Origin of the sequence: Bradyrhizobium sp., from assembly GCF_030693485.1 — a bacterium.
In the GTDB taxonomy this organism is placed as follows: Bacteria; Pseudomonadota; Alphaproteobacteria; order Rhizobiales; family Xanthobacteraceae; genus Bradyrhizobium.
This window is the reverse complement of sequence record NZ_JAUYAN010000226.1, coordinates 1-24,289: the sequence shown is the minus strand read 5'-3', so window position 1 is coordinate 24,289 and position 24,289 is coordinate 1. Positions and strand designations below refer to the sequence as shown.

Annotated in this window: 19 protein-coding genes and 1 pseudogene; 12 read left to right on the top strand and 8 right to left on the bottom strand. The window is 64.5% G+C overall.

The genetic code is table 11. The features are described 5' to 3' along the window. Positions 1 to 554 precede the first annotated feature (554 nt). Positions 555 to 2,618 carry an elongation factor G gene (locus Q8N40_RS16780; protein WP_305712598.1) on the top strand — a complete coding sequence of 688 codons (2,064 nt, stop codon included), beginning with the start codon at positions 555 to 557 and terminating at the stop codon, positions 2,616 to 2,618. Between the two features lie 2 nt (positions 2,619 to 2,620). Here the strand turns inward: Q8N40_RS16780 and Q8N40_RS16775 are convergent, their stop codons facing one another. Both Q8N40_RS16775 and Q8N40_RS16770 read right to left on the bottom strand, forming a co-directional pair. Beyond that, the gene (locus tag Q8N40_RS16775) at positions 2,621 to 2,884 is read right to left on the bottom strand and encodes a BrnA antitoxin family protein (RefSeq protein WP_371135728.1); all 264 of its coding nucleotides are present in this window, start codon (positions 2,882 to 2,884) and stop codon (positions 2,621 to 2,623) included. Continuing rightward, positions 2,871 to 3,053, bottom strand: coding sequence for a BrnT family toxin (locus Q8N40_RS16770; protein ID WP_371135729.1), 183 nt, complete (start codon positions 3,051 to 3,053; stop codon positions 2,871 to 2,873). The genes Q8N40_RS16775 and Q8N40_RS16770 overlap by 14 nt, the downstream gene beginning before the upstream one ends. Positions 3,054 to 3,457: 404 nt before the next feature. Here Q8N40_RS16770 and Q8N40_RS16765 point away from each other — a divergent pair, with 404 nt between their 5' ends. Together Q8N40_RS16765 and Q8N40_RS16760 are read left to right on the top strand one after the other, a co-directional pair. Then, the gene (locus Q8N40_RS16765) at positions 3,458 to 5,203 is read left to right on the top strand and encodes a SulP family inorganic anion transporter (protein WP_305712596.1); all 1,746 of its coding nucleotides are present in this window, start codon (positions 3,458 to 3,460) and stop codon (positions 5,201 to 5,203) included. Positions 5,204 to 5,450: 247 nt separating this feature from the next. Next, complete coding sequence (locus Q8N40_RS16760) at positions 5,451 to 6,293, top strand: shikimate dehydrogenase (RefSeq protein WP_305712595.1); 843 nt, start codon at positions 5,451 to 5,453, stop codon at positions 6,291 to 6,293. 175 nt (positions 6,294 to 6,468) lie between these two features. Here the strand turns inward: Q8N40_RS16760 and Q8N40_RS16755 are convergent, their stop codons facing one another. Beyond that, positions 6,469 to 7,605 (bottom strand): alpha-hydroxy acid oxidase, encoded by a 1,137-nt coding sequence (locus tag Q8N40_RS16755; RefSeq protein WP_305712594.1) that lies wholly within the window; start codon positions 7,603 to 7,605, stop codon positions 6,469 to 6,471. Between the two features lie 400 nt (positions 7,606 to 8,005). On the opposite strand from Q8N40_RS16755, the gene glmM reads away from it, so the two are divergent. The 8 genes from glmM (at position 8,006) to Q8N40_RS16715 (ending at position 18,626) form a co-directional block, all read left to right on the top strand. Further along, positions 8,006 to 9,352, top strand: coding sequence for a phosphoglucosamine mutase (gene glmM, locus Q8N40_RS16750; protein WP_305712593.1), 1,347 nt, complete (start codon positions 8,006 to 8,008; stop codon positions 9,350 to 9,352). Between the two features lie 102 nt (positions 9,353 to 9,454). Beyond that, the gene (locus Q8N40_RS16745) at positions 9,455 to 10,714 is read left to right on the top strand and encodes an MFS transporter (protein ID WP_305712592.1); all 1,260 of its coding nucleotides are present in this window, start codon (positions 9,455 to 9,457) and stop codon (positions 10,712 to 10,714) included. A gap of 343 nt (positions 10,715 to 11,057) precedes the next feature. Continuing rightward, the gene (locus Q8N40_RS16740) at positions 11,058 to 11,873 is read left to right on the top strand and encodes an outer membrane protein (RefSeq protein ID WP_305319505.1); all 816 of its coding nucleotides are present in this window, start codon (positions 11,058 to 11,060) and stop codon (positions 11,871 to 11,873) included. A gap of 213 nt (positions 11,874 to 12,086) precedes the next feature. Further along, complete coding sequence (locus Q8N40_RS16735) at positions 12,087 to 12,905, top strand: outer membrane protein (RefSeq protein WP_305319508.1); 819 nt, start codon at positions 12,087 to 12,089, stop codon at positions 12,903 to 12,905. A 94-nt stretch (positions 12,906 to 12,999) separates the two neighbouring features. Continuing rightward, complete coding sequence (locus Q8N40_RS16730) at positions 13,000 to 13,590, top strand: glutathione S-transferase family protein (RefSeq protein ID WP_305319504.1); 591 nt, start codon at positions 13,000 to 13,002, stop codon at positions 13,588 to 13,590. Between the two features lie 215 nt (positions 13,591 to 13,805). Further along, positions 13,806 to 14,978, top strand: coding sequence for a phosphoserine transaminase (locus Q8N40_RS16725; protein WP_305712591.1), 1,173 nt, complete (start codon positions 13,806 to 13,808; stop codon positions 14,976 to 14,978). Positions 14,979 to 15,150: 172 nt separating this feature from the next. Next, positions 15,151 to 16,740: a phosphoglycerate dehydrogenase gene (gene serA, locus Q8N40_RS16720; RefSeq protein ID WP_305712590.1), complete on the top strand. Its 1,590-nt coding sequence runs from the start codon at positions 15,151 to 15,153 to the stop codon at positions 16,738 to 16,740. A gap of 239 nt (positions 16,741 to 16,979) precedes the next feature. After that, positions 16,980 to 18,626 carry a mucoidy inhibitor MuiA family protein gene (locus tag Q8N40_RS16715; protein ID WP_305712589.1) on the top strand — a complete coding sequence of 549 codons (1,647 nt, stop codon included), beginning with the start codon at positions 16,980 to 16,982 and terminating at the stop codon, positions 18,624 to 18,626. Between the two features lie 193 nt (positions 18,627 to 18,819). On the opposite strand, the gene Q8N40_RS16710 is transcribed toward Q8N40_RS16715, so the two are convergent. The 4 genes from Q8N40_RS16710 to Q8N40_RS16695 all read right to left on the bottom strand — a co-directional run bounded on the left by Q8N40_RS16710 (position 18,820) and on the right by Q8N40_RS16695 (position 23,412). Next, positions 18,820 to 20,175: an esterase-like activity of phytase family protein gene (locus tag Q8N40_RS16710; protein ID WP_305712588.1), complete on the bottom strand. Its 1,356-nt coding sequence runs from the start codon at positions 20,173 to 20,175 to the stop codon at positions 18,820 to 18,822. Between the two features lie 107 nt (positions 20,176 to 20,282). Then, positions 20,283 to 21,326, bottom strand: a complete 1,044-nt coding sequence (locus Q8N40_RS16705; RefSeq protein ID WP_305319221.1) for a C-terminal binding protein — start codon at positions 21,324 to 21,326, stop codon at positions 20,283 to 20,285. 67 nt (positions 21,327 to 21,393) lie between these two features. Next, complete coding sequence (locus Q8N40_RS16700) at positions 21,394 to 22,374, bottom strand: tripartite tricarboxylate transporter substrate binding protein (protein WP_305712587.1); 981 nt, start codon at positions 22,372 to 22,374, stop codon at positions 21,394 to 21,396. A 105-nt stretch (positions 22,375 to 22,479) separates the two neighbouring features. Next, entirely contained in the window at positions 22,480 to 23,412 is a 933-nt protein-coding gene (locus tag Q8N40_RS16695; RefSeq protein ID WP_305712586.1) for a DMT family transporter, read from the bottom strand. Positions 23,413 to 23,507: 95 nt separating this feature from the next. On the opposite strand from Q8N40_RS16695, the gene Q8N40_RS16690 reads away from it, so the two are divergent. Next, positions 23,508 to 23,909, top strand: coding sequence for a DUF1330 domain-containing protein (locus tag Q8N40_RS16690; protein WP_305319224.1), 402 nt, complete (start codon positions 23,508 to 23,510; stop codon positions 23,907 to 23,909). Positions 23,910 to 24,005: 96 nt separating this feature from the next. On the opposite strand, the pseudogene Q8N40_RS16685 reads toward Q8N40_RS16690, so the two are convergent. Continuing rightward, a pseudogene (locus tag Q8N40_RS16685) lies at positions 24,006 to 24,289 on the bottom strand (5-methyltetrahydropteroyltriglutamate--homocysteine methyltransferase); the annotation flags it as partial.

The following is a 24,289-nucleotide window of genomic DNA, read 5'->3' as shown; positions in this document are numbered from 1 at the left end:
GAAGAGGCCAGGGAGAAGACTCCAGGCGCGTACCCGGACATCACCCCGCAGCTTTCGGGCAAATACGCGAAGTGACCGCTGCCTGCAGCCTTTGCAAAGGTGCGCAAGGCCCGACCGGACCGCGGGTGCAGCGCGCATCCGGCATTCCCTGCTCCCTCATTAGAGGGAGAACGATATGCAAACCTCGGGCAAATCATGCCGCGAGAAGGCGGACGTGAATCTGCTGTTTGAAAATTTTCTGAAAAATGCATTCTGTCGTCCCGGACAAGCGAGCACAGCGAGCGCTGATCCGGGACCCACGCCGCGGCGGCCGCAATTTAGCACGCTGTTGGACGGCCTTCGCTTGACAACTGCGGCCGGTGGTTATGGGTCCCGGCTCGGAGGCCGGGACGACGAGTGGAGAGGGCTTCGTTCGCAATGACACTGATGCGCCCGTCCCTGTGCACCTCACAATGCACTGCATCCAAATTTTCCCGCTTGCCAAAATCGCGGGACGGGCGGACCATCCAGTTGCCGACCCAATCACGGGCCGAGCTCCCACCAAGGAGGCGGCGATGGGACAAGACGTCAGAAGTCCCCCAGGCACTAAAAAATCGGGTCCCCGGTGCATTGCGCTGGTGGGCCCTTTCCAGAGCGGTAAAACCACACTTCTCGAAGCCATCATGGCGCGCACCGGCGCCATCCCCCGCGCCGGCAGCGTCGACCAGGGAACCTCGGTCGGGGACGCCAGCCCCGAGGCCCGCCATCACAAGATGGGCACCGGCCTCACCGCCGCCACCACGACTTTCATGGGCGACAGCTACACCTTCATCGATTGTCCCGGCTCGATCGAGTTCGCGCATGACATGCGCGCCGCGCTCCCGGCGGTCGATGCCGCCGTCGTGGTCTGCGAGGCGGACGAGAAAAAGCTGCCGCAGCTCCAGATCATCCTGCGCGAGCTCGAGGATCTCGGCATTCCGCGCTTTTTGTTTCTCAACAAGATCGACCGCGCGTCGAAACGCATCCGCGAGACGCTGGCGACGCTGCAGCCGGCATCGCGGATCCCGCTGGTGCTGCGGCAGATCCCGATCTGGAACGGCGATTTGATCGCGGGTTTCGTCGATCTCGCGCTGGAGCGCGCCTTCGTCTACCGCGAGCACAAGGCCTCCGAAGTGGTGGCGCTGGAAGGCGGCGATCTCGACCGCGAGAAGGAAGCCCGCTTCTCGATGCTGGAAAAGCTCGCCGATCACGACGACGCGCTGATGGAGCAGTTGCTGGAGGATATCGCGCCGCCGCGCGATGCGGTGTTCGACGATCTCGCCCGCGAACTGCGCGAAGGCCTGATCTCTCCGGTGCTGCTGGGATCGGCGATCCGCGAGAACGGCGTGCTGCGGTTGATGAAGGCGCTGCGGCACGAAGCGCCCGACGTGACCGCGACCGCCAAACGGCTCGGCGCCTCGTCGCCAAAGGACGCGCTGGCCTATGTGTTCAAGACCCTGCACCTGCAGCACGGCGGCAAGCTGTCGCTGACGCGGCTGCTGGCCGGCCACCTCGACGACGGCGCCACGCTGCAGTCGTCATCGGGCGAGCACGCCAGGGTGTCCGGGATTCTTTCGGTGAGCGGCGGCCATGACAGCAAGCGTCCCGCCGCCGAAGCCGGCGAGACGGTCGCCCTCGGCAAGCTCGACACCGTCAAGACCGGCGACACCGTGTCGAGCGGCAAGACCGCGCCGAAAGCGCTGGTCGGCGTCGAGCCGACGCCGCCGGTGCTGGCGCTGTCGCTGTCGGCCACCGACCGCAAGGACGACGTCAAGCTCGGCCAGGCCCTGCTGCGGCTCAACGAGGAGGATCCCTCGCTGACCATGATCCACAACCCGCGCACCCACGACATCGTGCTGTGGGGGCAGGGCGAGATGCATCTGCGCGTGGCGCTGGAGCGGCTCAAGGACCGCTTCGGCGTCAACGTCAAATCGCAAGCGCCCTCGATCGGCTATCTCGAAACCATCCGCAAATCGATCACCCAGCGCGGCCGGCACAAGAAGCAGTCCGGCGGCCATGGCCAGTTCGGCGACGTGGTGCTGGAGGTCAAACCGATGCCGCGCGGCGGCGGCTTCGAGTTCCGGGAAAAGGTGGTCGGCGGCGCGGTGCCGAAAAACTACATCGGGGCGGTGGAAGAGGGCGTGGTCGACGGCTTGCTGAAAGGGCCGCTCGGCTTTCCCGTGATCGACGTCCAGGTGACGTTGACCGACGGCTCCTATCACAGCGTCGACTCCTCCGATCTCGCCTTCCGCACCGCGGCGCGGATCGGGGTCGCCGAGGCGCTGCCGCAGTGCGCGCCGGTGCTGCTGGAGCCGATCCATGTGGTCGACATCGTCTGCCCGACCGAGGCCACCGCGAAGATCAACGCCATCCTGTCGGGGCGGCGCGGCCAGATTCTCGGCTTCGACACCCGCGAGGGCTGGCCCGGCTGGGACCGCGTCCGCGCCATGATGCCGGAAGCCGAGATCGGCGAACTGATCGTGGAGCTGCGCTCGGCCACGGCCGGCGCCGGCAGTTTTACGCGGGCTTTCGACCGCATGGCCGAAGTCACCGGCCGCGCCGCCGACCAGATCATCGCCGCGCACAGCGTGGCGGCGTGATCCTAGCCCGTGAGCTTGCGCGCGGCCTTTCGCAGATCGGCATTGATGCGCGTCTGCCATCCCGTGCCGGTCTTGCGATAGGCCGCGAGAACGTCATGGTCGAGTCGCAGTTTCACCGCCTCCTTCGGATGTTGCAGAGGCGGGCGGCCGCGCTTGATAATCCTGTCGCCGTCGCGAATTTCCGCGCGATCCAGCATCGCCTTCGTCAATTCGGGCGCCTTATCGTATTCAGCCCTGGTGATGCGGTGCGCATCAACCCTGGTCAAATCGCTCTTGATAGATCGCTTTCTCGCGGTCATTGCATTTTCTCATTGAAATAACATGCCGGGCCTCGTCACGCGGCGTCCAGACAACCATCATCATTCGATCTGCGAGGAATCCGACCGTCTGGAACCGCGCTTCGCCATAGTCTCGCCGCGTGTCCTCTACGGTAATCGTCAGACCGGCAAAGATGCGTCGGCGAATTCCAGGCCGCGCCTGTCAAGCGCAGTCTGCCGCTTTACCGGATCGAACGTGATTTTCACGCTGTTAAACGTACCCCCATTTAATGATGGTGTCAAAGGCTCGATGCGACGGCAATAGCGAAGCCTGCTGGGAGCGCCAGGCGCCGGCGTCGTTCGCCGGGCATCTGGCGCTGTTCGAAGATTTTCAGGGAGCCAAGACTGGATTCGAGGGGCGGTCGGACGTCGAGGTATTTTTCGAACAGTTGAAGCGATGTCCACGAGCGGAGCCGGTTTGACCGGCCAGCCAAGCGCGCCCGCCATGACCTCGCTCAATTTCCCGCCGCGCACTCCATGGCATGATAAGGTTCCAATCGGGCAACGGGGGTCGATGACGTATTGCGGCATATCAAAAAGCCGAGCTTTGCCGAGTTGTATGCGCCGAAGCTGCTGACGGTGCTGCGCGAGGGCTATGGCGCGAACGATTTTCGCGCCGACCTGATCGCCGGCCTGACGGTGGCGATCGTGGCGCTGCCGCTGTCGATGGCGATCGCCATCGCCTCCGGCGTCGGCCCGGAGCGCGGACTGTACACCGCCGTGGTCGGCGGCTTCATCGTCTCGCTGCTCGGCGGCAGCCGGTTTCAGGTCGGCGGGCCGGCGGGCGCGTTCATCGTGCTGGTGGCGTTGACCGTCGAACGCCACGGTCTCGACGGCGTCATCCTCGCCACCCTGATGGCCGGCGCCTTGCTGATCGCCGCGGGCTTCCTGCGGCTCGGCACCTACATCAAATTCATTCCCTATCCGGTGACCGTGGGATTCACCGCCGGCATCGCCGTCATCATCTTCGCCAGCCAGCTCCGGGATCTGTTCGGCATTTCGCTGGCGGCGAAGGAGCCGGGCGAACTGATTCCGAAACTGGACGTACTGGCGCGTTCGCTGCACACCGCCAATGCGGCGGCCATCGCGATCTCGATTGTTTGCATCGCCATCATCGTCGGCGTCCGAAAGCTGCGGCCGGAATGGCCGGGCATCCTGATCGCCGTCGTCATCGCCGCGCTCGCGACCTTCGCGCTGTCGCTGCCGGTGGAGACCATCGGCACGAAGTTCGGCGGCATTCCCGCGCAGATGCCGTGGCCGTCATGGCCGCTGGTCTCGCTGGAGAAGGCGCGGATGGTGTTGCCCGACGCCATCGCCTTCGCGCTGCTCGGCGCCATCGAGTCGCTGCTCTCGGCCGTGGTGGCCGACGGCATGACCGGCCGTCGCCATCGCTCCAATTGCGAGCTGGTGGCGCAGGGCTTTGCCAATATCGGCTCGGCGCTGTTCGGCGGCATCTGCGTCACGGGCACCATCGCGCGCACCGCGACCAACATCCGCGCCGGCGCGCGCGGTCCGGTCGCCGGCATGCTGCATTCGCTGTTCCTGCTGGGGTTCATGCTGATCGCCGCCCCGCTGGCGAGTTACATTCCGCTCGCGGCGCTGGCGTCCGTGCTGGCGGTGGTCGCCTGGAACATGGCGGAGAAGTACGAATTCGCGACCCTGGTCCGTTCCTCCTGGGGGGATGCGACCGTGCTGCTCGCCACCTTCCTGCTGACGATCTTTCGCGATCTCACCGAAGGCATCCTGGTCGGCTTTGCCCTCGGCGCCGTGCTGTTCATCCATCGCATGGCGGAAATGACCGGCGTCGAGGCGGCAGCGCCGCTGGCGGGCGATGACCGCGCCGACGATTCCGACGGCGACCGCGTGCCCTACGATCCCAGCCTTGCCGCCGATCCGGACGTGCGGGTGTACCGTATCACCGGCGCCTTCTTCTTCGGTGCGGCCTCCAGCGTCGGCACGGTGCTCGACAGCATCGCCGACCGCCGCAATGCCTTCGTGGTCGATTTCGCCGCGGTGCCGTTCCTGGATTCCACCGCGGCCAATGCCATGAGCCGGGTCGCGGCCAGGGCGAAGCGCCAGGGCATCAAGTTATTTATCACCGGCGCCTCGCCGGTCGTGCGCCGCGCGCTGCTGACCCACGGGGTGCGGCCGCCGAATGCCCGTTACCGCGAAACCATCGCGCGGGCGGTCGCCGACATCAAAGGCTCGATTGAAATTCCTGACGCCGCGCCGGATCCGCCTCGCATCGCCGCCGGCGAGGGCCCATGAACCAAATCGAGCTGTCGTTGAAGCGCGGCTGCGCCGGCGACGTAGCGGCATCCCGCAATCAACTCGGCGAGACGCTGTGGCCAGAATTTGCAGCGGGTCGGCTTCCGGGAAGTCCATGAAAAAGAGGTCTGCGAATGGAACGGCTGACGCGCCTGGTCCAGCCCGATCAGTGGGCATTGACAGCGCCGCCGGCTTGCCCGATTTGAGCAGCGGCGATGCGCTTCAAGCTGCCGCAGCAGGATCGACGATGACTTCAGTGAAAAAACCCCCCGCCGCGTGCCTGATCGGATGGCCGGCGGCGCATTCGCGCTCGCCGCTGATCCATCATTACTGGCTGCGCACCCTCGGCATCGCGGGCGGCTATGTCATCGAGGCGGTGCCGCCCGACGAGTTCAAGGATTTTGTGTTCCGGCTGTCGCTGCGCGGCTTCGTCGGCGCCAACGTCACGCTGCCGCACAAGGAGCAGGCGCTGGCGCTGTCGAAGCCGGACGCCCGCGCCCGCGCGGTCGGCGCCGCCAATACGCTGTGGTACGAGGGCGGCGAACTGCGCTCGACCAACACCGACATCGAGGGCTTCATCAACAATCTCGACGCCTGCGCGCCCGGATGGGACCGCGCCGAAGACGCCCTGGTGCTTGGGGCCGGCGGCGCGTCCCGCGCGGTGGTGTTCGGACTGATCGAGCGCGGCATCAAGCGCGTCCATCTGGCCAACCGCACCCTCGATCGCGCGCGCGCGCTGGCCGATCAATTCGGCGCGTCTGTACATCCGGTCGCGTGGGATGCGGTCGCCGACGTGCTGCCGCGCGCGGGCCTGCTGGTGAATACCACGTCGCTCGGCATGCATGGCCAGCCGGCACTCAAGATCGACCTCGCTTTGCTGCCGCCGCACGCCGTGGTCGCCGATCTCGTCTATGTGCCGCTGGAAACGCCGTTGCTGGCCGCCGCGCGCGGGCGCGGACTACAAGTCGCCGACGGCCTCGGCATGCTGCTGCACCAGGCGGTGCGCGGCTTCGAATTGTGGTTCGGCCAGCGCCCGCAGGTCACACCGGAGCTTCGGGCGCTGGTCGAGGCTGATCTTAAAAAGGTGTAAGGGCAGCTCTCTCAACGGGTCGTTCCTGCGAACGCAGGGACCCCTAACCACAAATGTCATTGTTGCATGCGATGCCGCAACAGCTCTTCGCTACGTTAACATCGGCGGCTATGGGTCCCGGCTCGGCGCTCGCTTTGCTCGCTTGGCCGGGACGACGATGGAGTTTGGGTCCCGTCTAGATCGCCAGCACGTGGTCGTCGATCTCGGCGATGGTGTTCACGCCGCACAGGCCCATGGTGACGCTGAGTTCGTTGCGCAGGATGTCGAGCGCCTTGTCGACGCCGGGGCCGCCGAAGGCGCCGAGGCCGTGAATATAGGCGCGGCCGATCATGCAGGATTTGGCGCCGAGCGCCAGCGCGCGCATCACGTCCTGGCCGGAACGGATGCCGCCGTCGAACATGATTTCCATCTGCGCGCCGATCGCGTCGACGATCTCGGGCAAGGCTTCGATCGACGACGGCGCGCCGTCGAGCTGGCGGCCGCCATGGTTGGAGACCACCAGTGCCTCGGCGCCGGTCCTGGCCGCTTCCTCGGCGTCCTCGACGTCGAGAATGCCCTTCAGGATCAGCTGGCCGGGCCAGATGCTGCGGATCCACGCGATGTCGTTCCAGTTCAGCGAGGTGTCGAACTGGGTCGCGATCCAGGTGCCCAGCGCCGTGATGTCGTCGGTGCCCTTGAGATGGCCGACCAGATTGCCGAAGGTGCGGCGCTTGCCGCGCAGCACGCCGGCGACCCAGGCCGGCTTGCTGGCGAAATCCACCAGTTTCGACAGCGACCATTCCGGCGGCACCGTCATGCCGTTCTTGATGTCGGCATGGCGCTGTCCGATCACCTGCAGATCGACGGTCAGCACCAGTGCGCTGCATTTCGCCGCGATAGCGCGCTCGATCAGGGCCTTGATGAAGCCGCGGTCCTTCATGACGTAGAGCTGAAACCAGAACGGCTTGTCGACATTGGCGGCGACGTCCTCGATCGAGCAGCACGACATCGTGCTGAGGGTGTAGGGAATCCCCGCGGCCTGCGCGGCGCGGCAGGCGTGGATTTCGCCGTCGCCATACTGCATGCCGGTCAGCCCGACCGGCGCCAGGATCAGCGGCATCGCGGCGGGCTCGCCGAGGATGGTGGTTGAAAGGTCGCGTTTCGAGACGTCGACCAGGACGCGCTGGCGGAATTTGATGGCCTGCAGGTCGTCGACATTGGCGCGCAGCGTGTCCTCGGAATAGGAACCGCGATCGGCGTAGTCGAAGAACGCCTTCGGCACTTTGCGCTTGTGGACCTGACGCAGATCCTCGATGCAGGTGATGTGTTTCATAAGCGTTCCCGGCCCCTCGTCGCTTTGTGCTTTGACGGATCATCTAGCACGGGGGCCCGGCAAAATCGCCTCTCGGGAAGCCATCGGGAGGCCTCCATGACCGGCCTTTTCCGGCATAGGATTCGGTCCGCGTGACCCAGCCGCCGCCCTCGAAAGCCGACCATCCCGTCAAACGCCGCGAATCTCCGGCCTGCCGACGCGGTTCCCGCCCGGAAGTAATTCCTTTTATAACAACACGTTAGGCTCGGCACGGCGGTTCGGCCGCCAGTAATGATTCATCATATTTTTTGAAGCCATTTTAGCTCCCGAAGCACTATAACCCCCTTGCACGCCATGGTAGGCGGGCGTTCGCGGTTTCTCGCCGGGTGGTTGGAGAAGTCGCGGAGATGCTGGGGGTACCATGAGCCGCAAATATTTCGGGACGGACGGGATTCGGGGCCGCGCCAATGGTCTGATCACGCCGGAGCTGGCGCTCAAGGTCGGGCAGGCCGCGGGGCTGATATTTCAGCGCGGCGAGCATCGCCACCGCGTCGTGATCGGCAAGGATACGCGGCTGTCGGGCTACATGATCGAATACGCCATGGTGGCCGGCTTCACCTCGGTCGGTATGGACGTGCTGCTGCTCGGCCCGATGCCGACGCCGGCGGTGGCGATGCTGACGAAGTCGATGCGCGCTGATCTCGGCGTGATGATCTCGGCCTCGCACAACCTGTTCGAGGACAACGGCATCAAGCTGTTCGGCCCGCAGGGTTTCAAGCTTTCCGACGACGTCGAGAAGCAGATCGAGCAGTTGCTCGACGAATCACTGGACAAGAAGCTGGCGCAGAGCGCCAGCCTCGGACGCGCCCGCCGCATCGACGGCGTCCATGACCGCTACATCGAATTCGCCAAACGCACGCTGCCGCGCGATCTCAGCCTCGACGGCCTGCGCGTGGTGATCGATTGCGCCAATGGCGCGGCCTACAAGGTGGTGCCGGAAGCGCTGTGGGAGCTCGGCGCCGACGTCATTTCCATCGGCGTCGAACCCGACGGCTTCAACATCAACAAGGAATGCGGCTCCACTTCGCCGGAAGCGCTGAGCCGCAAGGTGCGCGAGATGCGCGCGGACATCGGCATCGCGCTCGACGGCGACGCCGACCGGGTCATCCTGGTCGACGAGCGCGGACACATCGTCGATGGCGACCAGCTGCTGGCGGTGATCGCCCAGAGCTGGAAGGAAGACGGCCGGCTCGCCAAGCCCGGCATCGTCGCCACCGTGATGTCGAACCTCGGGCTGGAGCGTTTCCTCGACGGGCAGGGCATCGAACTGATCCGGACGCCGGTCGGCGACCGCTATGTGCTCGAACAGATGCTCGGCCGCGGCTACAATGTCGGCGGCGAGCCTTCCGGCCACATCATCCTGTCGGACTACGCCACCACCGGCGACGGTTTCGTCGCCGCATTGCAGGTGCTGGCGGTGGTGCAAAAGCTTCGCCGCCCGGTGTCGGAGGTCTGCCATCGCTTCGATCCGCTGCCGCAGATCCTGAAGAACGTGCGCTACCGCAGCGGCAAGCCGCTCGACGACGCCGACGTCAAATCCGCCATCGTGGACGGCGAAAAGCGCCTCAACGGCCATGGCCGGCTGCTGGTACGCTCCTCCGGCACCGAGCCCGTGATCCGGGTGATGGGCGAGGGCGACGATCGCAATCTGGTCGAGGAAGTGGTCGATCATATCGTCTCCGCGCTCGGGCAAGCCGCGGCCGCGTAAGCGCCCGACCGCGCATCGCAGCTATTATCTATTGGCGCTGGTCGGCACGGCGCCGCCGTCGTAGGAGGAGTGATGGCTCTTCCGAATCCGGGATTTTGGCCGTTGAACAAGCCCGTTATCGTCAGTGAAGAGGCGCTGGTCGCGCCGGTGCTGGTGCCGGACCTCACCACGCCCGCCGCCGCGAAGGCCGCGGCCGCGACCGGGCCGGCCTATGTCGTGCTGGTGGGCATCAGCCTGTCGCATTTCCTCAACGACACCATGCAGTCGCTGATCGCGTCGGTGTATCCGATCCTGAAGGACAATTACGCGCTGGACTTCGCGCAGATCGGCATGATCACGCTGGCGTTCCAGTTCACCGCCTCGCTGCTGCAGCCCGTGATCGGGCATTTCACCGACAGGAAGGCGCAGCCGTTCTCGCTCGCCATCGGCATGGGATTCACGTTTTTCGGCCTGCTGCTGCTCAGCGTCGCGCAGCAATACCCGGTGATCCTGATCGCGGCGGCACTGGTCGGGCTGGGCTCGGCGGTGTTCCATCCGGAGTCGGCGCGGATCGCCCGGCTGGCCTCCGGCGGACGCTACGGTTTCGCGCAATCGGTATTCCAGCTCGGCGGCAGCTTCGGGACTTCGATGGGGCCGCTGCTGGCCGCGCTGATCGTGGTGCCGTTCGGCCAGCCCAGCATCGCATGGTTTTCCTCGATCGCGTTTCTGGCCATCATCATCCTGTGGCGGATCGGGCTCTGGTACCGGCCGCAGATCACGACGAAGAAGACGTTGCCGCCGTCGCATCCGGACGCGCCGAACTCGCGCCGGGTCAAGGTCGCGCTGGTGGTGCTGGTTGCGCTGCTGTTCTCGAAGCAGCTCTATGTCTCGAGCCTGTCGAGCTATTACATCTTCTATTTGATCGAGAAGTTCCAGGTATCGACCCAGGCGGCGCAGCTTTATCTCTTCCTGTTTCTCGCCGCCAACGCCGCCGGCGCCTTCTTCGGCGGATCGCTCGGCGACCGCTTCGGCCGCAAATACGTGTTGTGGTTCTCCATTCTCGGGGCGCTGCCGTTCACGCTGGCGCTGCCTTATGCCGGGCTGTTCGCCAGCGCGGTGCTGACGGTGATCATCGGCCTGATCATTTCCTCGGCGACGTCGTCGATCATCGTGTTCGCGCAGGAATTGGTGCCGCACCGGTTCGGGATGATCTCGGGGGTGTTCTTCGGATTTGCATTCGGCATCGGCGGTGTCGGCGCTGCCGTGCTCGGCAGGGTCGCCGACCATACCGGCCTTGAATTCGTCTATCAGGTCTGCGCGTTCCTGCCGGCGATCGGGTTGCTCGCGGTGTTCCTGCCGAAGATGCCGAAAGCGGCGCGCTGACGCCGGCGGCTTGCGCGGGGCGCGCGGGATTTCCGTCAATACATTGTTAGCGATTGTGACGGTTCCGCCATTTTTCGCGCGGCCGATTTCGTCGCCACGAAAAATTTCAGAGCGCGTCAGAAAAATGAAATCCATTTCTTGCCGCGCGTGATGGCTCGGAAATTATTGAAATGCCGCGTGATCTCGCCGCGGTCCGCATAGGCGGGGCAGGTCGTGCGCAACGGATTATCAACCTTAATAATTAGGGTTAAGTGCCGCTTAAGTATTTTGAGGCATCTTCCGACCGTGAGTTTTTGATGTGAGGCCTCCGTTGTCTGCCTCACCGGACAAAAGGACGAAGCCAATGCGTAGCGTTAAGTTTCTCGTTGCCGCCGGAGCGGCATCCATGCTGTCGTCGGTCGCGTTCGCAGCCGACATGGCCATCATGCCGCCGCCGGCATATGCGCCGGCTCCCATCGTCGAGGACTTCGGCGGCTGGTATCTGCGTGGCGATATCGGTTTCAGCAATCAGCGGGTCGAGCGCCTGAACAACGTGCTCGATACCGTCGGTTCCCCCACGTCGGTGCAGCGCAACAGCTTCGGAACCGCGGGCATTTTCGGGCTCGGCGTCGGCTACAAGGTCAACAACTGGTTCCGCGCCGACGTCACCGGTGAGTATCGCGGCAATTCGCAGTTCTTTGGAACGGATAACCTTACTTATGCAGGCCCTTCGTACGGCGTTAACACCTATAACGCCAGCAAGAACGAGTGGGTGGTGCTTGGCAACGCCTACGTCGATCTCGGCACCTGGTGGTGCATGACCCCGTTCATCGGCGCCGGCGTCGGCGGCGCACGGGTTGCCATCAACAACTTCACTGACACCAATACGCCCGCTGGCGGCGTCGCCTTCGGTGACAGCGTCGCGAAGTGGAATCTGGCCTGGGCGGTGCACGCCGGTGTCGCCTACAAGGTCACGCCGAATTTCACCGTCGAACTCGCCTATCGCTATCTCGACATGGGCGATGGCCTGACCGGCGACCTGCGCACCTTCGACGGCATCAACAACGTCAACAACCCGACGACGTTCAAGAGCATCACCTCGCATGACCTCAAGCTCGGCGTGCGCTGGGATCTGAGCAGCCCGCCGGTCTATGCGCCGCCGCTGATGCGCAAGGGCTGATCGAATCCTCGATCGCTTTAACATTTCCTAACGGCGCGGGAACTTCCCGCGCCGTTTTGCTGTTCGCGGCTACCGGACTTCGCAGTCGGCCCTCCGGGAAATCGCAGCTTTTCACAAGGGAACATGCCGATTGACGCACCCGCGACAACCATTGGTTAAGGTTAACAGGGGATGATCAGCGCCAGATCAGAGTATGTTCGATGGAGCGTTGCAATGCGTAGGGTCTTGCTGGCGGCAATCATGTTCGGGGCGGCGTCCGGTGCGCAGGCGGCGGACCTGCCGTTCCTTCGCGGCTCCTTCACCGAGGGGCTGACGACCCGACCCGTCTACTGGCAAGGCGCCTACATCGGCGGCCAGGGGAGTTTTGGCACGTCCGACATGAACTTCACCGGTTCGACGAGAACGGTTGCGGCTGCTTTGCTTGCCAATACGGCGATGGAAGCTGCGGGAGGGGTATCGAGCTGGCCGGTCGGTGGCGGCAAGGTGTCGGTCCATGGCCACGGCTATGGCGCCTTCGCCGGTTACAACTCGCAATGGGACGATGTTGTTCTCGGCGTCGAGGCCAATTACGTGCATGGCAAGTTCGGCGGGTCGGCGACCGGCACCATGAGTCGCTCCTTCGTCGATTCCCTCGGTTATACCAACGATGTCACCTATGACAGCAGGAGTACGATCGCGATTTCCGATATGGCGACGCTGCGCCTTCGCGCCGGTTACGCCGTTGGCTCCTTTCTGCCTTATCTGTTCGGTGGCGTTGCGCTCGGGCAGGCCAACATCACCAAGACGGCCCATATTCACGGGGTCGCGGTCAATGTGGGCGCGGCTCCCGGCTTTCAAATTATCCCGTTCAATTTTAGCGCCACCGACGGCGTCTACAGTCACCTGATTTATGGCTATTCCGGCGGGCTCGGCGTTGACGTGATGCTGACGGCAGGTCTGTTTCTGCGGGCAGAGTGGGAATACGTCCGCTTCGCATCATCGGTCGATACGCAGATCAATACCGTCCGCGCTGGCCTCGGCTACAAGTTCTGACTGAACAGGCTGCAACCCTGCGCTTCGTCCGAACCTGTTGACAGGACGGATTTCGGCTGCTGGTCTAGCGTTCTCCTGAGAATGGTGGCCAGCCATGAAAATCTACGGCGATACCAATTCCGGCAATTGCCTGAAGGTAAAATGGGTCTGCGACAGGCTCGCGCTGCCCTATACGTGGATCAGCGTCGACACGCTCAAGGGCGAGACGCGGACCACGGAATTTCTCAGGCTCAACGGCGCGGGCCAGGTTCCGACGGTCGTGTTCGATGACGGCCGCGTGCTGGCCCAGTCCAACGCCATCATCCGCTATCTCGCGCGCGGCAGCGATCTCATCCCCGCGGACGACTTTGCCGCGGCGAAGATGGACGAGTGGCTGTTCTGGGAACAATACAGCCACGAGCCTTATGTGGCGGTGTGCCGCTTCCAGATGGTGTATCTCGGCAAGGCGGCGTCCGACCTCGATCCCGACAAGATCAAGCGCGGTTATTTCGCGCTGGCGCGAATGGAGCATCAGCTCGCCCTGACGCCGTTCATGGTTGGCAACGCGGTGACGCTCGCCGACGTCGCGCTGCTGGCCTATACGCGCCTGGCGCATCAGGGCGGCTTCCACCTCGACGGCTATGCCTCGATCCGGCGCTGGATCACCGAGGCCGAACGGGCTCTCGGGCTAGCGCCGGTACGCTAGGGCGCCTTGGTTCCGGCATCCGGATTCGCAAGCCGCTCCGTCGATCGTGGCGGTGTACCAGTCATGACTCACCTGTGAATCCCGGAATTCATGGCTGATACCAGGGTGATACCGGCCCGGCCCGAAACTTCCTTGACGATTCCAGGCGTTTCCCTTATGCACCGCGGCGGGACACCTCCCCCCAACGGGAGGCTAGCTATCTGGAAGGATAGAACATGACTGCTGCGAAGCCCGCATTGCGGCCGAATGTGCCGCATTTCTCCTCCGGCCCCTGTGCCAAGCGCCCCGGCTGGACCGCCCAAAATCTCAAGGACGCCGCCCTCGGCCGTTCGCATCGCGCGAAAATCGGCAAGGCCAAGCTCAAGCTCGCGATCGAACTGACGCGCGAAGTGCTTGAAGTGCCGGCCGGTTACAGGATCGGCATCGTGCCGGCGTCCGATACCGGCGCGGTCGAGATGGCGCTGTGGTCGCTGCTCGGCGCGCGGCCGGTCACCACGATCGCCTGGGAATCCTTTGGCGAGGGCTGGGTCAGCGACATCGTCAAGGAATTGAAGCTCAAGGACGTCACCAGGCTGCATGCCGGCTATGGCGAAATCCCCGATCTTTCCAGGGCCGATCCCGCTACCGACATCGTCTTCACCTGGAACGGCACCACGTCAGGCGTGCGCGTTCCCAATGCCGACTGGATCAGCGCCGACCGCGAAGGCCTGACCATCTGCGACGCCACCTCGGCGGCGTTCGCGCAGAAGCTCGACTGGGCCAAGCTCGATGTCGTGACCTTCTCCTGGCAGAAGGCGCTGGGCGGCGAAGCCGCGCACGGCATGCTGGTGCTGTCACCGCGCGCGGTGGCGCGGCTCGAGAGCTACACCCCGGCCTGGCCGCTGCCGAAAATCTTCCGCATGACCAAGGGCGGCAAGCTCAACGAGGGCATCTTTGAAGGCGAGACCATCAACACCCCGTCGATGCTGTGCGTGGAAGATTATCTCGACGCACTGAACTGGGCGAAGTCTGTCGGCGGCCTCAAGGGCCTGATGGCGCGTGCCGATGCGAACACCAAAGTGCTGGCCGACTGGAAGGCGAAGACGCCGTGGATCGATTTCCTGGCGAAAGATCCGGCGATCCGTTCCAACACCTCGGTGTGCATGAAGGTGGTCGATCCCGCCATCACGTCGCTGAGCGCGGATGCGCAGGCCGATTTCTCCAAGAAGCTGGTGGCTTTGGTGGAGAAGGAAGGCGCCGGCTACGATTTTGCGCATTATCGCGATGCGCCCGCGGGCCTGCGGATCTGGTGCGGCGCCACGGTGGAAGCCGGCGACGTCGCGCTGCTGACGCAGTGGATCGACTGGGCGTTCGCGGAAATGAAGGCCGCGCTTCCGAAGGCGGCGTAGATCACTTCACCCTCCCCTGAAGGGGGAGGGTCGACGCACCTTAAGGTGCGGCGGGGTGGGGTGATCTTTCTCTCAACTCGACGCACACCGAATTTCACATCGACAGTTTCACCCCACCCCGGCGCTCCGCGCCGACCCTCCCCCTCCAGGGGAGGGTGAAGGATCACATTCCATGACAAAGCCCAAAGTTCTGATTTCCGACGCGCTGTCGCCTGCTGCCGTGCAGATCTTCAGGGATCGCGGCATCGACGTCGATTTCCAGCCCAACCTCGGCAAGGACAAGGAAAAGCTCGCCGAAATCATCGGCAATTATGACGGGCTGGCGATTCGCTCGGCCACCAAGGCCACCGCCAAGATCATCGAGAAGGCGACACGGCTGAAGGTGATCGGCCGCGCCGGGATCGGCGTCGACAATGTCGAGATCCCCGCCGCCACGGCCAAGGGCATCATCGTGATGAACACGCCGTTCGGCAATTCGATCACGACCGCCGAACATGCGATCACGCTGATGCTGGCGCTGGCGCGCGAAATTCCGCAGGCCGACGCCTCGACCCAGGCCGGCAAGTGGGAAAAGAACCGCTTCATGGGAGTCGAGATCACCGGCAAGACGCTGGGCGTGATCGGCTGCGGCAATATCGGCGCGATCGTCGCCGACCGGGCGCTGGGCCTGCGCATGAAGGTGATCGCGTTCGATCCGTTCCTGTCGCCGGAGCGCGCCAGGGATATCGGCGTCGAGAAGGTCGAGCTCGAAGGTTTGTTCAAGCGCGCCGATTTCATCACGCTGCATACGCCGCTGACCGAGAAGACCAGGAACATCATCGACGCGGCGGCGCTGGCGAAAATGAAGAAGGGCGTGCGCATCATCAATTGCGCGCGCGGCGGGCTGGTCGACGAGCAGGCACTGGTCGATGCCCTGAACTCCAGGCATGTCGCGGGCGCCGCGTTCGACGTATTCGTCGAGGAGCCGGCCACCGCGAACGTGCTGTTCGGCCATCCCAACGTGATCTGCACGCCGCATCTTGGCGCTGCCACCACCGAGGCGCAGGAGAACGTCGCACTTCAGGTCGCCGAGCAGATGTCGGATTATCTGTTGAGCGGCGCGATCTCCAACGCAGTCAACTTCCCGTCGATCACGGCGGAAGAGGCGCCGAAGCTGAAGCCGTTCATCGAACTCGCCGAAAAGCTCGGCTCGTTCGCCGGCCAACTGACCGAGAGCGGCATCCTCAAGGTGCAGATCACCTATGAGGGCCACGTCGCCGAGATGAAGATCAAGGCGCTGACTTCGGCGGCATTGTCGGGCCTGCTGCGGCCGATGCTCGGCGACGTCAACGTGGTCTCGGCGCCGGTGGTGGCCAAGGAGCGCGGCATGGTGGTCGACGAGATCGTGCGCGCGGCGCAGAGCGATTACGAGAGTCTGATCACGGTCACCGTCACCACCGAGCGGCAGGAGCGCTCGGTGTCGGGCACCGTCTATGCCGACGGCAAGCCGCGGCTGGTCGACATCAAGGGCATCCGGGTCGACGCCGAGTTCGGCAAGTCGATGATCTACATCACCAACGAGGACAAGCCCGGCTTCATCGGCAAGTTCGCCAGCCTGCTCGGCGACGCCAGGCTCAACATCGCCACCTTCCATCTCGGCCGCAACGCGCCGGGCGGCGACGCCATCGCGCTGGTCGAGGTCGACGGCGCGGTGCCGGCGGACGTGCTCGCCAAGGTGCAGGCGCTGCCGCAGGTCAAGCAGGCCAAGGCGCTGGTATTTTAAGGCGCGCGATTTCACCTTCTCCTGAAGGGATCCCTTCAGGGGAAGGTGCGATACTTTCCAGCTGCCGATTGCTCCCCGGCCGCCGCCGCGCCGCCTTGGCCGCGCCTTACGGTTACCTCAATCGAACCGGTTCCATGATCGCAGCGTCTCATCACAGGTGGTGATGCGACTTTTGCCAGTCCCGCACCGCTGGACCGGCCAGGGCCTCGCGCTGCGCGGATATTTGAGGGAGGAAATTCATGCGAACGATTGCCAGCATTCTTGTCACGACCGGCCTGGTCGCGCTTGTCGCCATCCCGGCGCAAGCGGCCGAACTCGCGGCCACCTCGGCCGTCGATGCCGTCACGGTCTATCCCGATGGCGCCAGCGTGACGCGCCTGATCACGCTCGACCTGCCGTCCGGCGACAGCACCCTGGTAGCGAAGGATTTTCCGCTGACGCTGGATCCGTCCTCGCTGCGGGTCGAGGGCGAGGCAGGAGCGAAATTCACCATCGGCGCCATCGACACCAGGCCGCCGCGTGCCGCGCCGCCGGCCAACCTGCCGGAACTCGACAAGCGCATCGAGGTGCTGAAGGACGAGCGCGCCAATCTCACCGGTGCGATCCATGCCGCCGCCGCGCGCCGAAAATTCGCCGAGCGCTTTGCCGAATCTGCTCCCGCAGGGCTCGGCGAGAAGGGCGAGGCGCGTCCGCTGTCCGAGTGGCGCGCGGCCTTTGCCGCGGTCGCCGAGGAAGTTGCCAGCGCTGACACAGCGATCCGCGACGCCGAACGCAAGCAGCGCGACCTCGACCGCGAGATCGCGCGGCTCGAATCCGACCGGGCGACCAGGCCGCCGAGCAAGCTCGAGGTCCGGATCGATCTCGCCGCCGCCAGCGCTGCGAAGGCGACGCTGCGGGTGACCTATGCCGTGCGCCAGGCGCGCTGGGCGCCGCTGTACGACGCCCGGCTCGACACCGGAACCAAGGACCGCAAGCCCGCGCTCGAACTGGTGCGCCGCGCCGAGATCACGCAGACCACGGGCGAGGACTGGTCGAATGTGGCGCTGGCGGTCTCGACCGTCCGGACCGCGCGCGGCGGCAGTGCTCCCGAACTGAATTCCCTGATCGTGCAATATCCGCAACCGCCGCGTCCGCTGGCCGCGTCCGCCGTCTCGGATGCCGCCAAGCCACGTTCGATGCCGGCCCCGCCGATGGCGGCGGAAGCTGTTGCCAGGCGCGCCGACGAGCAGGAAGCGGCGGTCGAAGTCGGCGGTTTCCAGGTCACATTCCGGATTCCCGGCCGGGTCAGCCTCGGCGCCAGCGAAGGCGCCAAGAGCCTGCGCGTGTCCACCGCGACCATCGCGCCCGATCTGGCGGTGCGCTCCGTACCGGTCAGGGATCTCACGGCGTTTCTGGAAGCCCGTTTCGTGCAAAGCGAGGACGCGCCATTGCTGCCGGGCCGGGTCTCGATCTATCGCGACGGCGTGTTTGTCGGCCGCGGCCAGATGGCGAGCGCGGCCAGGGGCGAGCCGGTGCGGCTCGGCTTCGGGGCCGACGACAAGGTCAAGATCGAGCGCACCGTGGTCAAACGCAACGAGGGATCGGCGGGCCTGATCGTGACGACCTCGAAGACCGACGAACGCAGCTTCAAGACCACCGTGCGCAACGGCCATGACTTCCCGATCCGGATTGCGATCGAGGACCAGTTGCCGGTCAGCGAGAACGAGGAAATCCAGGTCGAGATGCTGCCCTCGACCACCCCGCCGACCGCGACCAATCTGCGCGAGCGCCGCGGCGTGCTGGAATGGGCGTTCGAGGCCAGGCCCGGCGAGGTCAAGGACATCGCGTTCGCCTGGCGCGTGCGCTGGCCCAAGGACAAGGGCGTCGTCATGACGCCGGGCGGGTAGATGTTCGTTGCTAAGGCATCTTCTGCCCCTCTCCCCTTGTGGGAGAGGGTGGACGCGATGCGAAGCATCGCGGACGGGTGAGGGGTTGGTGCAACGAGTAGTGTGCCTGGGGATAGAAACCCCTCATCCGGCGCTTCGCGCCACCTTCTCCCACAAGGGGAGAAGGGAAGAACCAGGACGGGTGGACGGCAACCTACTTCGCCTTCAGGAAATCGCCGACTTCCAGCAGCACGAATTCATTGTCGTCGGCCTTGTTGGGATCGCGGCTCGACGAGAACGGCAGGTTGTTGTCGTTGCCGACGATGATGTGGGTGGCATCGACGCGATCGACGTTTTCGATGGTGAAGAACGGGAAGGTCAGCACGCCGTCGTTGAGCGGCTTCTTCGCCTTGTTGTCGGGATCCCGGATCTTCATCAGGTCGATATAGGCGATTTTGCGCACCGGCTTGCCGACATTGGCGTCCGACAGTTCGACCTTGTAGACGCGCTTGAATTTGGCCAGGTCCGGAAAGCAGGCTTCGCCGCGGGTGCCCTGCGGGCAGGCCTTGTCCGCGGTGCCTTCGCCATTGTCGCGCTCGATGATCAGGCCGCTGGTGGCGTCGATCATGTTGAAGTCGCCGATGGCGTGGCCGTTGTTCTCGAATACATATTGCCAGTAGCGGCCGGTGAATTTTTCCGCCGCGACGTCGAATTCGAGGATGCGCGCGGCTTCCTTGCCGTCGATCTTTTCCACGTCCTTCTTCTCGGCATCCCACAACGGGCCTTCCAGCAGGCCGTACAGGAACTTGCCGTCCTTCGAGCCGCCGAAGCCTTCATAGCCCTTGGAGCGGCGCAGGTTGACGGTGGTGTAGCTGGCGCCGGGCGCGCCCGGCGACTGCACCGACCAATGATCCGGCGAACGCACCGGCTTGCCGTCGGCCAGAGTGTCGAACACCGCCAGCACCTTGCCGGTTTTGTCGGCCTTCAGGATGTAGGGGCCGAACTCGTCGCCGATCCAGAAGGTATCGCCGACGATCTGAAAGCCCTCGGTGTCGAAGTCGGCACCGGTGAGATAGCGCTTGGCGCTGTCCTCGTGGACGATGCGGAACGGCACCTTCTTGTCGGGATCGTGCAGGAACACGGTTTCCTGGCGGTCGACCTTGCCGGTCGCCCAGTCGATCTTGTGCCGGTTCAGATACAGCATCGAATCGGCCGAGTTGTAACGCGAGCCCATGCCGTTGTCGGTGAGCACCCAGAACGAGCCGTCGGGCATCACCTTGATGCCGGAATGGCCCTGCAGCGGCTGGCCCTTGAACGGCAGCGACACGCCGGTCGGACGCTCATAGGATTTTCCCATCACGCTGCCGATGGCGTCGACCCGGCGGCCGGTGGTGTATTTGCCCGCAGTCTTGAGATCGGCAGGTGCGTCGGCCGGCGCTTCGACAAAGGATTGCGCCGGCAGCACGGCATGGCCCTTGAGCGTGGCGGGAAACTCGCCTTCGCCTTGCGCGAACGCGGCCCCCGTGGCCAGAACGATCGACGCGACGGAACAAAGCAATGACATGCGCATGGTTAGCCTCCTGGAATTGACCATGCGGTGTTCTGCGCAGCGCGTGTTACGGCGCGCTGACGAATTGATGAAACGTGTGTGACGCTTGTGGAGGGCGGGCTGCAGTCTTAGCTGTTCGGGCCGCGGTCCATGCTGACAGGTTGCCAGCGCCGAAGCGAGGTGTTTTGCAGCACCGACGGATTGACGCAGCTTACCGGCCACATGCCCTGCAGCACCAGCGACAATTCGTAGCCGACGCGGCGTTTGCGCGCCTCGTCGAAGCGTGCCGATGCCGAGGCGACATGGGCGGTCAGGGTGACGTTTTCCATGCCCAGCATCGGATTGTTGTGCGACGGCGGTTCCTTTTCCAGCACGTCGAGGGCGGCGTGGGCGATCCAGCCCTCCTGCAGCGCCCTGATCAGCGCTTCCTCATCGACGGTCGGGCCGCGCCCGGTGTTGATGAAGATGGCGCTCGGCTTCATCTGCCGGAAGTGCTTCTCGCCGAGCATGTGGTGAACCTCCGGCCGCGCCGGGGCGTGCATCGACAGGAAGTCCGACTGCGAAAGCACTTCGGACAGGGTCGCCGGTATCACGCCATGATCCGACATCAGCGTTTCCTGAATGAAGGGATCGTAGGCCATCATTCGCAGTCCGAACGGCGCGGCGCGCTTGGCGACCGCGCGGGCCACCCGGCCGAACGAGATAAAGCCAAGCGTCTGGCCCATCAGGCGCGGGATCTTGAGCAGCGCCGGGCGGCCCTCCGACCAGCGGCCTTCCCGGACCATCCGGTCCTGCGCGACCAGCCGGCGAAAGCCGGCCAGCAGCAACATCATGGCGTGGTCGGCGACTTCCTCGATGAAAGTATCGGGAATGTTGGTGACGGGAATGCCGCGCGCAGTGGCGGCTTTCACGTCCACGCTATCGACCCCGACGCTGCCGAGCGTGATCACCTTGCAGTTTTCGAGGGCATCGATGACCGCCTTGGTAATCGGCATGCCCTTGGCGTAGATGGCGTCAGCGCCGCGGGCGGCGGCGATGAATTCGGCCTCGTTGGCCGGCGCCTCGACGATCTCGGCGCCGATCGGGTCGAGCGCCTCTTTCTCATAATCATAGCCGCCGCCGGCGACCGTGAAGCTCGCGCCCTTCGGCGTCACCACCCTGAATTTCGGCATATTATGTTCCCCGATTTGACATTTCGGTGTTGGTTATGATCGCGTCCGTGCCACGCAAGCTGCGCCTTTACTGCTTCTCGATGCCGGCGTCCGTGATCAGCTTCTCCCATAGCACGAGCTGCTCCTTCAGGAACGCATCGAACTCTTCCGGGGTGCCGGAGAAAGCTTCCATACCGCGCTCGCCGAGCTGGCTCTTGATGTCCGGCCGCTCGATTACCTTGCGAATTTCCGCGTTCAGCCTGGTGACGAGCTCCTTCGGCATGTTGGCTGGAGCGAGCCAGCCCTGCCACGAGGTGATGTCGAATCCCTTTACCGTCTGGTCCATGGTGGGAAGGTGGGGCAACAGCGCCGAGGGGCGCTTGGTCGTGACCGCAAGCGCCTTGAGCGCTTTTGCGTTGACATGGGGCAGCCCGGTCGGAACGTCGATGAACATCATGGAGACGCGGCCGGCGATCAGATCGGTCAGGGCCGGCGGTGAACTCTTGTAGGGGACGTGCAGCATATCGATGCCCGCGAGGCGGGCAAACGTCGCGCCCGAAACGCTCGCCGACGAACTGCCGCTGGCATAGGACAGCTTGCCGGGGTCTTTCTTGGCCAGCGCGATCAGCTCGGCCACCGAGTTCGCGGCAATGTCGGGATGGATCACCAGCATGAAGGGCAGGTCGCCGGTCCGGGCGATCGGCGTGAAGTCCTTGATCGGATCGTAGCTCATGGTCTTCAGCAAATAGGGATTTGCCGAATGCGTGGTATTCGTCGTCACGAACAGCGTGTAGCCGTCCGGCGCCGACCGGGCGACATAACTCGCCGCGATCGAGCCGTTGGCGCCCGCCTTGTTTTCGATCACCATGCTCACGCCCAGCCCGATGCCGACTTCCTTCGAGATCAGGCGCGTCGTGGTATCGGTGCCGCTGCCGGCGGCGAACGGCAGCACCAGCGTGATGTTGCGATTCGGATAGGGCGCCTGCGCCGATGCCGCGGGTGTCAGTCCGGCGAAAATCACTGCGAAGGCCGCAGCCGCACCCAGGCGTTGTGTCGATAGCGAAATCATTCCGTTTCGTCTCCCTTGGAGCCTTGTTGGGGCTTTCTGATGGATTTCTTGCCTTCCACGCTAGCCTGCCCGGGGCCAAAACGAAAGCCGGTACTGCTCCGCGGCTCAGACTGCCGCCGATGCAGGTCTCGAGGCGATCACCACACCGGCCAGCACCAGCAGATATCCCGTCAGATGGAACAGGCGCGGCTGCTCGCCAAGCAGCAGGATCGCCATCGCCGAGCCGAACACCGGCACCAGATGCAGGAACGGCGAGGCGCGGTTCGGCCCGATCAGCGCGATGCCGCGGTTGAAGAACAAATAGGCCAGCGTCGAGGGAAAGATCATGACGTAGATCACCGTCGTAAGCGTCAGCGCATCCGGCTTCAGCCGGACGCCGTTGGAGAACTCCCAGACCGAGAACGGCAGCAACAGCAGCGCGCCGCAGCCGATGGTGAAGCAGATCAGCGACAGCGGGTGGATTCTCGGCCGCCGCGTGATCAGCGCCGAATACAGCCCGAAACTCAGCACCGCGCCGGCGAACATCACGTCGCCGCGGTTGAACTGGATATTGACCAGCGCCGCGAGATCGCCGCGCAGCAGGATCGTCAGCACGCCCGCGAGCGAGATCGTGATGCCGGCGAATTGCGCGAGGCTCAATCGTATCCCGTACAGCAGCAGCGACCACAGCGCCACGAACAGCGGTCCCGACGACTGGATCAACAGCGCGTTGAGCGCCTCGGTATATTGCAGCGCCCAGTAGGAAATCGCGTTGTTGAAGGCAAAACCGGTAGCCGACAGCCCCACCATCAGGGGCAGGCGTGCGCGCATCGCCGGCCAGTCCTGCTTCAGATGCGGCCAGGCAAACGGCAGCAGCATCAGGAAGGCGCCGATCCAGCGCACGCAGGACAGCGTCATCGGCGGCACATGGCCGGCAACGTAGCGTGCGAGCACGATATTGCCGGCCCAGAACAGCGAGGTCAGGCTCAGGAGCAGATAGGGCTGGTTGTTGAGCCATCTGACCGGACCGGGGGCAGGCGGCGGCGCGCGAATTGTCATGTGCTGCGGGGCAGTTGTGCCGGAATTCCACCGCGCGACAAGTCCCGCATCCGCAATGCTACAATGCCGGAATCAGAGCGGGCGAGGAGCAGGCAATGAGCGTGGATCTGTTGAATATCGTTGGGCTGAAGGGACTGGAGCAGCAGGAGCCGGTCGTGATGGTGAACCTGATGCGGTTTCATGACCGCTCGCTCGATGGCGACGGCTCGGGCTGGGATGCGTATTTGCGCTACAGCGCCCTGACGGTGCCGATGATCAAGGCGCGCGGCGGCACCCTGCTGTGGACCGGCGACGCAAAGACGGTCGCGTTGGGCGAACGGCACGGCAACCAGTGGGACTATCTGGCGCTGGTGTATTACCCCTCGGTCGCCGCTTTTCTCGACATGATGACGTCTGAAGACTACGAGACCCGATGCGATCCGCACCGCCGCAACGGCTGCGCCGAGCACGTCATCATTGCGACGGCGGAGGCTTACAGCAAGTTCAAGATGGGTTGACGTTGTTGTGGGCGCGAAACAACCCGGTTTCCACATCCCTGCCCGAACGATAGGCCGCGGCGTATCGGCCCCGGCGTTCGCCGGGGCGACGAGGGATCAACCGATTTCCTTCCGCACCATCGCCGCAGCGTCGCACATCGCCTTCAGCTTGCCGAAGGCGATGTGGCGCGGCATGTATTTCATGCCGCAGTCGGGTGCCGGGATCAGCCGTTCCGCGGCGACGTATTTCAGGCCGTTGCGGATGCGACCGGCAATCACCGCAACGGTTTCGATTTCCGGATCGCCGAGGTCGAGCACGCCGAGCACGATCTTCTTCGAGGACAAATCCCTGAGCACGCCGAGATCGAGCTTCGGCTGCGCCGCCTCGATCGAAATCTGGT